This window comes from Labrys monachus (genome assembly GCF_030814655.1).
GTDB lineage: Bacteria > Pseudomonadota > Alphaproteobacteria > Rhizobiales > Labraceae > Labrys > Labrys monacha.
Genome location: NZ_JAUSVK010000001.1, coordinates 4,304,547 through 4,316,423, shown reverse-complemented (window position 1 = coordinate 4,316,423; position 11,877 = coordinate 4,304,547). Strand labels below are relative to the sequence as shown.

The window sequence follows — 11,877 nt, the reverse complement described above, 5'->3', positions numbered from 1 at the left end:
GCCCGGATCAGGGCAGGCGGCTGCGCTCGGCCTGTTTGGCGGCTTCCTGCGCGGCCTTCAATTGCGCCCTGGTGTACATCAGGGCATGGGTCGCGAGGTCGTGGCTGTCTTCCCAGAGATTGCGCCAGATGCCGAGAATGCCTTCGAGCGGCTGTCCGACCACGCGGGACGAGAAGGATTCGAAGGTGATCGGCCCCTGATAATTGGCCTTCACCAGCGCCCGGAACACGCCGGCGAGGTCGATGGTCCCCGATCCCATATAGCCGCGGTGCGAATCGCCGGTATGGAAGTAGCCGATATAGTCGCCGGTATCGATGATCGCCTGCGAGATGTCCGATTCCTCGATGTTCATGTGATAGACGTCGAGATGGGCCTTCACATGGGATGAGCCGATGCGCTTGCACATCTCCACCGCCTGGCTCGCCGTGTTGAGCACGTTCGATTCGTAGCGGTTCACCACTTCGAGGCCGAGGATGATGTCGTTCTTGGCGGCGACCTCGCCGACGCGCTGCAGCACCTCGACCGAACGCTTCACGCCCTCCGCCGTGGTCGGCACGCTGTATTTCTGGAAGGCCGATTCCAGGATGCCGCAGACATGCGTGGCGCCGATGTCGCGCGCCAGATTGAGCGCCTTCAAAAGACGGGCCTCGCCGCGCTTTTCCTTCTCGCGATCATTGGACGAGATATCGGTCTCGTCGTCGAGCCCGAACGAGAAGGTGGCGCCGATGCCGGCCTGCTTCAGCTGCTTGCGCGTGAACTCGACGTCCAGGAGATCGAGGTCGAGCGTGGATGCCTCGATGAGGTCGAAGCCGACTTCGGCGGTCTTGGCGATCGCATAGGCGCAATCGTTGTTGGTCCAGCCGGCGGTCCAGACGAAGGCATGCACTCCGAGCTTGTTCATTGATTCCTCCAACACCTCGTTGATTTGTTGCGCCTGCGAAGTAAAGATATTGCAATGCGAAAAGATCCCGCCCTCCATATCGGCGCGGCGCATAATTGACACAGTTCCTGGGAATGTCTAGCATCCAATAAAACGTTTTATGGGAATGAGGACGACGGGCCTCGGGAGGGATAAACTTGCGCCGTGCTGCTCCTGTGTCGATCCGGATGGTTGCCGAGCATGCGGGCGTGTGCGTGGCGACCGTTTCGAACGTGCTCAACGGCAAGCCGTCGGTTTCGCAGGGTTTCATCACGCGGGTCAGGGCCGCGGTGGACGAGCTCGGCTATGTCGCCGACAGCCATGCCTCCCGGCTGCGCTCGGGCAAGCACTCGCTCGCGGGCGTCGTCGTGCCGGATCTGTCCAATCCGATGTTCGGCGCCTTCGTCTCCACGCTGGAGCGGCTTGCGCGCGATGACGGCTTCGATCTCCTGGTCGTCAGCTCCGCCAACGACCCCGACCAGGAGGCGGAACGGCTGCGCTCCATCCGCTCGTGGCGCCCGGCGGGCCTGATCGTCATCCCCTGCGACGGCAGGCTTTCGGCGCGGCTTCCCCGGGGCGGCAACCCGCCGATCGTGGTCGCCGACCGCATTCCCGACGATGGCGGTTTCGACCTCGTGGCCGTCGACAACGCGAAATCGGCCGCTGCCATCGCGGCGCATCTGGCGGGAGAGGGGCACCGCACCTGCCTCGTGGCCGGCAGCATGCTGGCCATCAGCAATGTGCGCGAGCGATGGGAGGGCGCGGCCGCCGCGGCCGGCCCGATGGCGATCGAGATGGTGGAGTCGGGTCTCGACCGTGGCGTCATCCGCGACCGGCTCCGGGCGCGGCTGAGCGCGGGGACGCGGCCCGACGCCCTGTTCACCCTGGATCATCTCACGACCCTCGTCGCCTATCAGCTTCTCGCCGAACTCGGGGTGTCGATTCCCCGCGACATCGCCTTCGCCAGCTTCGACGACACCGAATGGATGCATCTGGTGACGCCGCCGATCACGGCGGTGCGGCAGCCGGTCGAGGAGATGGCGCGGGCGGCATGGACGCAGTTCATCCGGCGATTGTCGGGCGGCGACGCCGTGCCGAGGACCTTGCGCCTCTCTTGCGCGATCGAAATCCGCGGCTCGTCGCTGCGGAGGACGGGCTTGCCGGACAACGCGGCGGCCTGAATTCAAGACCAAGCAAAAAAGGAGGAAACCATGAAACTGACACGACGCGAGCTCCTCGCCACGATGGGAGCCGGCGCTGCCATGAGCGTCCTTGGCGTATCCGGCGCCTTCGCCGATGCCAAGGAGCCCCAGGTGGGCATCGTGGTGAAGATCGGCGGCATTCCCTGGTTCAACGCCATGGAGGTCGGCATCAAGAAGCAGGATGCCACCGACAAGGTCAATGGCTGGATGGTCGGTCCGACCCAGGCCGATGCCGCCCAGCAGGTCCGCGCCATCGAGGACCTGATCGCGCGCAAGGTCGACGTGATCGGCATCGTGCCCAACGACGCGGCGGCGCTCGAGCCGGTGCTGGAGCGGGCGAGGGCGGCCGGCATCAAGGTGCTGTCGCACGAAGGCCCGGCCCTGAAGGGCAATGACTGGGATTTCGAGCTGACCACCATCGACGCCTATGGCAAGGCCCATATGGACCTGCTGGCCAAGGAGATGGGCGAGAAGGGCAAGTACATCCTCTATGTGGGGTCGCTGACCGTGCCTCTGCACAATGCATGGGCCGATGCGGCGATCGCCTACCAGAAGGAAAAATATCCGAAGATGGAGATGGTGGGCGATCGCTTCGGCGTCGCCGAGAGCCTGGACGAGTCGATCAAGACCACGCAGGACCAGCTCCGCGCCCATCCCGACCTCAACGGCATCCTGACCTTCGGCTCCCAGGGGCCGATCGGCGCCGCCAAGGTGCTGGACGATCGCGGCAAGGCCAAGTCCATCGTGCTCGTCGGCGGCTTCTCCCCCGGTCAGGGCATGAAATACGTGATGAACGGCACCATCCGCGGCGGCTATATCTGGAACCCGATGACGGCAGGCCAGATCTTCATCCAGCTCGCCAAATTGCTGGCCGAAGGCAAGCAGCCGACCGACGGGATGGAACTGGTCGAGGTCGGTCCCGTGAAGGTCTACCCCGACAAGCGCCTCATCCAGGCCCAGAAGCTCGAATCGCTCGACAAGGCCAACATCAAGCGGTTGGCCGATCTCGGGCTGTGATGCAGTTCCCCTTCTCCCGATGGCGGGAGAAGGGGTTTTCGGACGCTTTGGATATCGCCCATGACGGATCCCGTGCCGTTTCTTCGCCTTACCGGCATCACCAAGCGCTTCGGCGGCGTTCAGGCCCTGCAAGGCATCGACTGGGACGTCCGTCCCGGGGAAGTGCATTGCCTGGTCGGGGAGAACGGCTGCGGCAAGTCGACCCTGATCAAGTCGGTCGCCGGCGTGCACGCGCCGACCGCCGGCACGATCGAGATCGACGGCGAGCCGGTCCTGCCGCTCACGCCCGGCCGGGCGCGCAAGCTCGGCATCCAGGTGATCTTCCAGGATCTTTCGCTGTTCCCGAATCTCACCGTCGCCGAGAACATCGCCATCGAGAGCCATCTGGAGAACCTGGCCACGCCGGTCTCCTATGCGGCGATGCGCGCCCTCGCGGAGCGCGTGCTGAAGCGCCTCGACTTCGTCCTCGATCCCGGTGCCAATGTCGGGGAATTGCCGGTCGCCGAACGGCAGATCGTCGCCATCTGCCGGGGCCTGGCCGCGGATGCCAGGCTCATCTTCATGGACGAACCGACCTCCTCCCTGACCCGCAGCGAGGTCAACCGGCTGCTCGCCATCGTGGCGCGGCTCAAGGCCGACGGCATCGCGGTCGTGTTCGTTTCCCATCGGCTCGACGAAGTGGTCGAGATCGCCGAGCGCGTCACCGTCATGCGCGACGGCAGGAAGGTCGGCACCTGGCCGGTCGGCGAGGTCGACCAGCGCCGCATCGCCAACCTCATGACCGGGCTCGACATCGCCCATGAGGTCGTGGCGCGCGACATGGATGCCGCGCCGCCGCTGCTGGAAGTGCGGAATCTGACGCGCGAGGGCGAATATGCGGACGTGTCCTTCACGCTTCGCCGTGGCGAGGTGCTCGGCATCACCGGCCTGCTCGGGGCCGGCCGGACGGAGCTCGCCCTCAGCCTGTTCGGCATGACGCAACCCGAAAGCGGTACGATCGCGCTGGAGGGAAGGCAGCTGAAGCTGCGCACCAACCGCGACGCGGTCGACGCCGGCATCGCCTATGTCTCCGAGGACCGGCTCGGTCTCGGCGTCATCCTGAAGCAGTCGATCGAGGACAACATCATCCTGGCCGTCCTGAAGGACCTTCGCGGCGGCCTCGGCCTCATTCCCGCCCACCGGCGCCGCGCCCTGGCCAAGGAATGGGTCGAGCGTCTCGCGATCAAGATCGGCGGCTTCGACAAGCCGGTGCAGACCTTGTCCGGCGGCAACCAGCAACGCGTGGTCCTCGCCAAATGGCTCGCGGCGCATCCCAAGGTGCTCATCCTCGACAGCCCCACCGTCGGCGTCGACATCAAGAACAAGAAGGGCATCTACGACGTCGTGGCCGAACTCGCCGGCCAGGGCGTCGGCGTGATCGTGATTTCCGACGAGGTGCTGGAAATCTTCGCCACCTGCGACCGTGTGCTGCACATGCGCGGGGGCCGCATCGTCGAGGAAGCGATCCCCGGCAGGATCACCGAACACCAGCTCGAGGAGCGGATCTATGCGTAACGGCTCCCTCGCGCGCCTGCAGCGCCGGCCCGAGGCCTGGCTCCTCGCCGTCATCATCGTTGCCGGCGCGCTCCTGAGCGCGGCGGCGCCCGGCTTCCTGACGCTGGCCAATCTCGTCGACCTGCTCGAGACCTATTCGGTCCAGTCCATCATGGCCATGGGCCTGTTCGTGGTGCTGGTGTCGGGCGGCATCGACATCTCCTTCGCCGCCACGGCCTCCGTCGCGCAATACGTCGCCGTCATCCTCGCCACCCAGGCCGGCATGCCCGGCATCGTCGCCATCGGGGCGGGCCTGCTGATCGGCATCGTGCTGGGCTGCCTCAACGCGGCGCTGATCCACTTCGTCCGCATCACCTCGATCATCGCCACCATCGCGATGATGAGCGTCACCTTCTCGCTGCTGATGTATTTTTCGGGCGGCAGGTCGCTCTACAACCTGCCCGACTGGTGGACCGACCGCATCGTCTTCTGGCAGACCGAGAACGCCGACGGCGACCTCACCCGCATCACCCTGCCGATCGTCATGATGTTCGCCGCCGCCTTGCTGACCTGGCTGTTCATGACCCGCACGAAGATCGGCCGGCAGCTCTACGCCATGGGCGGCAATCCGGAGGCGGCCCGCCGCGTCGGCGTCAATATCGGCCTGCTGCACTTCGTCGCCTACGGGTTCCTCGGCTTCATGGCCGCCGTGGGCGGCCTGCTGCAGGCCCATCGGGTCGGCGAAAGCGTGCCGAACGCCATGTACAACACCGAGCTTTCGGTGCTGTCGGCGGCGGTGCTCGGCGGGGCGAGCCTCACCGGCGGCATCGGCACGGTGCCGGGCGTGCTGCTCGGCATCGTGCTCCTGGCGATGCTGCAGAACGGCCTCAACCTGCTCGGCGTCTCCTCCTACTTCTTCCAGATCGTCATCGGCCTCACCATCCTGATCTCGACCTCGATCACGGTCATGAGCGCACGCCAGCGGCGGCGGCATCGCAATCCGAGCCAGCCGCCCGGATCGGCCGACACCTCGCGGGAGGCATCGAAGACGCCGCTCGCGCCAAGACAGGAGACCGCCCGTGGCTGAATCCGCTTCGCCCGCCGATGCGGGCCTGAATGCCCTGATGACCCGCCTGCGCAGCGGCGCACCGGGCGGCTCGCCGGGATTGCTGGCGCTGCTCGTGGTGCTCGTCGCCGGCTTTTCGGTCTCGATCCCCGGCTTCGCCAGCGGTGCCACGCTGCAGAGCTTCATGCTCCAGCTGCCGCTGCTGGGCCTGCTGTCGCTCGCCATGGTGGTGCCGCTGATCACCGGCGGCCTCAACCTCGCGATCATCGCCACCACCAACCAGTGCGCCATGCTGATGGTGTTCGTCATGCGTACGCTGCTGACGCCGGAGGCGGGCAATGCCACCCTGCTGGGCGTCATCCTGCTGGCCCTGCTGGCCGGCTTGTTGCTCTGCGTGGCCATCGGCCTCGTCACCGGCGCCCTGATCGCCTATACCGGCGTCCATCCGATCCTCGTCACGCTCGGAACGAAATCGCTGATCGACGGCATCAGCATCTATCTGACGCGCGGCCAGGCCCAATCCGGCATTCCCGACATCTTCGCGAGGGCCGGCACGGCCCTCGTCCTCGGCATACCCGTCAGTTTCCTCGTGCTCGCCGGCGCGGCTTATCTCCTCGGACTCGTGCTGCGGAAGACGCCCTTCGGCATCTCCTGCGCCATGATCGGCTCGAACATCGAAGCCACCCGCTTTTCCGCCATCGACACAAGGCGGGTGCTGGTCGGCGTCTACACGCTGTCGAGCGTGATGTGCTTCGTGGCGGCGCTGGTCTCGCTCGCGCTCTTCAACTCGGCCAGCGCCGACTATGGGCAGTCCTATCTCCTGGTGACGATCCTGGCGGCGGTGCTCGGCGGCGTCGATCCCTTCGGCGGCTTCGGCAAGGTTTCCGGCCTGATGATCGCCTTGGCCATCCTCCAGGTGATCTCCTCCGGCTTCAACCAGCTCGGCCTCAGTCCCTATCTCACGGCGGCCATCTGGGGCCTTGTGCTGATCGCGGTGATGGCGGTGCAGACGATCCGGCCTTATCTGAGCTTCGGCAGGAGGCGGTAGCCGGCGGCGCCTGTCCGTCTCGGGTTTCTCCGGCGGCCTGCCGGTGGCGGGACCGCCCCTGCTTCATCGCGTCGACTTGCGCAGCAGCTCCAGCGCCTGCATGCGCGCTTTCGCCAGATCCCACAGGGCCTTCGTCGCAGCGGCGATCAGGGCTTCGACGACGGCGAGGATGGCGACGTTCGAATCCCAGTTCGAGGGGATGCCGGTGCGGGCGGCGATGACGTGGCGGGCGATGCGCGCGACGGGTGAAAGCCACTGGTCGGTGAAGAGGACGATGGTGGCGCCGCGTTCGGCCGCCTCCCGGGCGAGCTGGACGACGTCGTCCTGGTAGCGCCTGATGTCGAAGACGATGAGGACATCGCGCTTGCCGAAGTCGATGACCTGGTCGCGCCACGTCTCGACCTGCCCCTCGACCAGCGCCACCTCGGGCCGGATGACGCGCAGGTGCCGCGCCATGTAGAGCGCGATCGCCTCGCTGAGACGTCCGCCGACGATATGGAGCCTGCGCTTGGGATCGGTCAGCAAAGCGAGGATAGCGTCGAACTCGGCCGGCGCCACCGCCGCGAAGGTCTGCGTGACATTGGCGGCGGCCGACGCGGCGAAGGCGGAGAGCGGGGTCGCGGTCGCCGGGTCCGGCGCCTGCTTCATCAGCGGCGACTGCAGCTGCGCCTCGAGTTCCTCCTTCAGGTGACGCTGGAAGTCGGCATAGGCGCCGAAGCCGAGCCGGGCGACGAAGCGCAGGACCGACGGGGCGGAGACCCCGGCACGCGCGGCGAATTGCGCGACCGTCTCCAGCCCGGCGAAGGGATAGTTCGACAGGAGGACGTGGGCGGCTCGCCGCTCGGTCGGCGTGAGGTTTCCGAGGCGCCCCCGGATGAGCGTCGCGAGCGTCTTGTCGCCGGCCGTGCCCGCGAGGTCTTCGATAGCTGCCACGCGGAGGCCCTCCCTTTCTTCGATCGTCCCTGGCGAGGCGCGAACGCCTTCGACCGCCGCGATCCTGATCTCAAATAAAGCACGGAACGCGAAACAAATGCCAATTTCGCGATTGACAAGCGGCCCGCCTCTGTACTCAGACTAACAATGTAGATGAAATGCCAGTCGGACGTAATGAATGTTAGAAGCGAACCCGAGCGGATCTTCGGGGCCTGAAGCGAGCTGGGCGGTGGGGAACGGCGCGGCGCTGGTCGAGAATGCCGATGGCGCCGGACGCTATGTGATCGTCTGCGAACACGCTTCCAATGTGATTCCCGGGCGCCTGGGGGACCTCGGTCTCACAGCGGCGGACCTGACCCGCCACATCGCCTGGGACCCCGGTGCCCTCGGCGTCGCCAGGGTGCTGGCCCGCGAACTGGATGCGCCGCTGGTCTCCTGCCGCGTCAGCCGGCTGGTGATCGACTGCAACCGAGACCCCGCGATGTTCGACGCGATTCCGCTGCGCAGCGAAGACACCGACATTCCCGGCAATGCGGGGCTCGACGAAGCGGAGCGGCAGAGGCGCGTCGGCGAGGTATACGAGCCCTTCCATGCCTGTATCGCCGCGGCCGTCGAGGCCAAGAGGGTATCGGGCCCGGTCGCGGTGATCGGCGTCCACAGTTTCACGCCGGTCTATCGCGGGGCGTTGCGGCCGTGGCATATCGGCGTATTGTTCGACCATGACGAGAGCCTGTCCGCGCCGATGCTGGCGGCCTTGCGGCGGGACGAGACGCTGACCGTCGGGGCAAACGAGCCCTACAGTCCCGGGGATCGCGTCTATCATACGCTCGATCGCCACGGCCAGAGCCGGGGGCTGTCGAGCGTCATGATCGAGATTCGCAACGACCTCCTGTCGACGGAGCAGCAGGAGGCAATTTGGGGCATGAAACTTGCTTGCATTCTCAAGAGCATAGCGGCACCGCCGGCCGGAAATACACTGGCGCGGCGGGCCGGCGCCGGCCTATGACCGCTCGAACAAGAAAGCGGTTCTGAACGCCAGATACGGACTTCACCGGTCGCAAGACCATAAGTCGGGGGACTTAACAATGACTGGGTCGACGGACGAGGACGTAAAGGTCCTCCATTCCATGGGCTACGCGCAGGAGTTGGCGCGCCGCATGGGCGGATTCTCTAATTTCGCCATCTCCTTCTCCATCATCTGCATTCTCGCCGGGGGCATCACCTCCTTCCCGCTCGCCATGGCCACTGGCAGTGGCTTCGAGGCGACCATCGGCTGGCTGGTAGGCGGCTTCTTTGCGCTGATCGTCGCCGCCTCGCTCGGCCAGATCGGTTCCGCCTATCCGACGGCCGGCGGCCTCTACCACTGGTCCTCGATCCTGGGCGGCCGCGGCTGGGGCTGGGCGACGGCCTGGATCAATCTGCTCGGCCTGATCTTCGTCGTCGCCTCGGTGAATGTCGGCGTCTGGCTGCTCTTCCGTGACCTTGTCCTCGCCGGCGTGTTCCACGTCGACGTGACGGCCTGGACGGCGGTGTCCGATCCTCTGCCGGCCGGCATGACCGCCGAGCAGGCGGCTGCCATCAACAACTCGGCTTATGTCGCGCAGGTCGTCGCCGTCTGCGTGATCACGCTCGCGCAGGCCCTGATCAACCATTTCGGCATCAAGCTCACCACGCTGCTGACGGATTTCTCCGGCTACCTCATCCTTGTCGTCGCGGTCGTGCTGACCCTGACCTTCCTGTTCTGGGGAGCGGGCTGGGACTTTTCGCGGCTGTTCACCTTCGTCAACAACACGGGCGACGCCGGCGGCGGCTATGTGCCGGCCCCGAGGCCCGCGCTGATCGCCTTCCTGGTGGGCCTGCTCTATCCCCTCTACACCATCACCGGCTTCGATGCCTCCGCCCACACCTCCGAGGAAACGCAGAATGCCCGCGTGGCGGTGCCGCGCGGCATGATCCACGCCGTGCTCTGGTCGCTGATATTCGGTTTCGCCATGGCCGTGTCCTTCGTCCTGGCGAGCCCGGATCTCGCTGCCACGGCCAAGGATGGCGGAGCTGCCTGGTTCAACCTGTTCACCAACCTGCCGGCGCCGCTGATCCTGAAGGACCTGCTTGCCATCGGCATCGTCGTCGCCAACTTCATCTGCGCCCTGGCGGGGCTGACCTCGACCTCGCGCATGATCTTCGCCTTCGCCCGTGACGGCGGCCTGCCGGGATCCTCGCTGTGGCGGGGCGTCAGCCCGACCTGGCGCACGCCGGTGGCGGCGATCTGGCTCGGGGCGGTGCTCTCGGTGGCGGCGACGCTGTATTCGCCGGCCTTCGCGGCGCTGGCGGCGGGCTGTGCCCTCTTCCTCTATGTCTCCTATGCCATGCCGATCGCGGCGGGCCTGTTCGCCGAAGGCAAGTCGTGGACGGAGTTCGGTCCCTTCCGCCTCGGCATCTGGTCGAAACCCTTCGCGGTGATCACCGTGCTGGGCGTGCTGGTCCTGATGTATGCGGGCATCCAGCCGCCCTTCGACATCCTGATCAACTACGCGATCGGCCTCGTCATCCTTCTCCTCGTGCTGTGGTTCGGCGTCGAATCCCGCCGCTTCAAGGGCCCGCCAATCGGCGCGGACATCGCCCGCCGGGCGGCCGAGATCGCCCAGGCCGAGAAGGCCGTGGGCGAGACGGCCTGACGACAAACGCGGCCGGCCCCTTTCCTCACCAGGGGCCGGCCGCCTCCATCGAATTCATCCGGAGCCGGAGCAGACGAAATATGGCGAATTCCGCGAAACCCAAGAATGCAGCCGAGGCGATCGCCTATGTCCGTGAAGGCGGCTTCACCGACGTCAAGGTCGGCGTTTTCGACATCGACGGCATTTTTCGCGGCAAATACATGGCCCGCGACAAGTTCGAGAGCGCGCTGGAAAAGGGCTTCGGCTTCTGCAACGTCGTCCTTGGCTGGGATTCGAACGACCAACTCTACGACAATACGAGCTTCGCCGGCTGGCATAACGGCTACCGCGACGCCGAGACGCGCTTCGTCCCGGAGACGATGCGCACCATTCCTTTCGAGGGCGGCATCCCGCTCTTCATCGGTGAATTCGCCGGCGAGGCCGAGGCGCATTGTCCGCGCGGTACCCTCAGGCGGGTGCTCGCCCGCGCCGCCGACATGGGCTACGCCGTCGCGGCGGCGGCCGAGTTCGAGTTCTTCCTCTTCGACGAAACCCCGCATTCGGTGCGTGAGAAGCGCTACCGCAACCTGAAGAGCATCACGCCGGGCTTCTTCGGCTATTCCATGCTGCGCGCCGGCGTGCATGCCGATTTCTATCGGGAACTGCTCGACACCTGCCGCGCCATGGATATGGAGATCGAGGGCCTTCACACCGAGACGGGGCCGGGCGTGCTCGAGGCGGCGCTGCGCGTCGACGAGGCGCTGGCGATGGCCGACAAGGCGGCGCTGTTCAAGACCTTCACCAAGATCCTCGCGCAGAAGCGGGGCTGGATGGCGACCTTCATGGCCAAGTGGTCGCATGACTGGCCGGGCCAGTCCGGGCATCTGCATACCTCGCTGACCAGCCTGGAAACCGGCCGGGGCGTGTTCTACGACAAGGACAAGCCGCATGCGATGTCGGACGAGATGCGCTGGTATGTCGGCGGCCAGCAGGCGCTGATGCCCGAATTGCTGGCGATGATCGCCTGCACGGTGAATTCCTATACGCGCCTCATTCCCGGCTTCTGGGCGCCGACGGATGCGAGCTGGGGCGTCGAGAACCGGACCTGCGCGCTGCGCGTCATCCCCGGCTCGGAAAAGTCGCAGCGCGTCGAATATCGGGTGGCGGCGGCCGACATCAATCCCTACATCGCCTTGGCGGCGGCCATCGGTTCGGGCCTTTGGGGCATCGAGAACAGGATCGAGCCGGATGCGCCGGTCGAGGGATCGGCCTATGACAGGCAATTCCCGAGGGAGCGCCAATTGCCCCGCAGCCTGATGGAGGCGGCCCATCGCCTGAAGGCGTCCGAGGCGGCCCGCGCGCTGTTCGGCGACGCCTTCGTCGACCATTACGCCGCCACGCGGGAATGGGAGGAGCGGGAATTCCGCCGATCCATTTCCGACTGGCAGCTGGAGCGCTATTTCGAGATCATCTAGAGCAAAAGGCGTTCGAGCCGGAGCGGCACA

At 66.1% G+C, this 11,877-nt stretch carries 10 protein-coding genes; 8 read left to right on the top strand and 2 right to left on the bottom strand.

Annotated features, from left to right (window positions below):
• Nucleotides 1-7: 7 nt before the first annotated feature.
• The gene (locus tag J3R73_RS19745) at nucleotides 8-901 is read right to left on the bottom strand and encodes a sugar phosphate isomerase/epimerase family protein (RefSeq protein WP_307430690.1); all 894 of its coding nucleotides are present in this window, start codon (nucleotides 899-901) and stop codon (nucleotides 8-10) included.
• A 206-nt stretch (nucleotides 902-1,107) separates the two neighbouring features.
• Between J3R73_RS19745 and J3R73_RS19740 the strand changes: the two genes are divergently transcribed.
• Genes J3R73_RS19740 through J3R73_RS19720 form a run of 5 tightly spaced genes read left to right on the top strand, consistent with a single transcriptional unit; the run spans nucleotide 1,108 to nucleotide 6,785 of the window.
• Entirely contained in the window at nucleotides 1,108-2,100 is a 993-nt protein-coding gene (locus tag J3R73_RS19740; RefSeq protein ID WP_307437524.1) for a LacI family DNA-binding transcriptional regulator, read from the top strand.
• A gap of 30 nt (nucleotides 2,101-2,130) precedes the next feature.
• Complete coding sequence (locus tag J3R73_RS19735; RefSeq protein WP_307430687.1) at nucleotides 2,131-3,138, top strand: substrate-binding domain-containing protein; 1,008 nt, start codon at nucleotides 2,131-2,133, stop codon at nucleotides 3,136-3,138.
• 60 nt (nucleotides 3,139-3,198) lie between these two features.
• Nucleotides 3,199-4,692 (top strand): sugar ABC transporter ATP-binding protein, encoded by a 1,494-nt coding sequence (locus tag J3R73_RS19730; protein WP_307430684.1) that lies wholly within the window; start codon nucleotides 3,199-3,201, stop codon nucleotides 4,690-4,692.
• On the top strand, nucleotides 4,685-5,758 hold the full coding sequence (locus J3R73_RS19725) for an ABC transporter permease (RefSeq protein ID WP_307430681.1): 1,074 nt from the start codon (nucleotides 4,685-4,687) through the stop codon (nucleotides 5,756-5,758). Before J3R73_RS19730 ends, J3R73_RS19725 begins: the two co-directional genes overlap by 8 nt.
• A complete protein-coding gene (locus tag J3R73_RS19720) occupies nucleotides 5,751-6,785 on the top strand; it encodes an ABC transporter permease (protein WP_307430677.1) in 1,035 nt (344 codons plus the stop codon). The genes J3R73_RS19725 and J3R73_RS19720 overlap by 8 nt, the downstream gene beginning before the upstream one ends.
• Nucleotides 6,786-6,848: 63 nt before the next feature.
• On the opposite strand, the gene J3R73_RS19715 is transcribed toward J3R73_RS19720, so the two are convergent.
• Nucleotides 6,849-7,718, bottom strand: coding sequence for a MurR/RpiR family transcriptional regulator (locus J3R73_RS19715; RefSeq protein WP_307430674.1), 870 nt, complete (start codon nucleotides 7,716-7,718; stop codon nucleotides 6,849-6,851).
• Nucleotides 7,719-7,896: 178 nt separating this feature from the next.
• Between J3R73_RS19715 and J3R73_RS19710 the strand changes: the two genes are divergently transcribed.
• From J3R73_RS19710 to J3R73_RS19700, 3 genes are all read left to right on the top strand, one after another.
• On the top strand, nucleotides 7,897-8,724 hold the full coding sequence (locus J3R73_RS19710; protein WP_307430670.1) for an N-formylglutamate amidohydrolase: 828 nt from the start codon (nucleotides 7,897-7,899) through the stop codon (nucleotides 8,722-8,724).
• 79 nt (nucleotides 8,725-8,803) lie between these two features.
• The gene (locus tag J3R73_RS19705; RefSeq protein ID WP_307430667.1) at nucleotides 8,804-10,393 is read left to right on the top strand and encodes an amino acid permease; all 1,590 of its coding nucleotides are present in this window, start codon (nucleotides 8,804-8,806) and stop codon (nucleotides 10,391-10,393) included.
• An 80-nt stretch (nucleotides 10,394-10,473) separates the two neighbouring features.
• Nucleotides 10,474-11,847 (top strand): glutamine synthetase family protein, encoded by a 1,374-nt coding sequence (locus J3R73_RS19700; protein WP_307430664.1) that lies wholly within the window; start codon nucleotides 10,474-10,476, stop codon nucleotides 11,845-11,847.
• Nucleotides 11,848-11,877: the final 30 nt, after the last annotated feature.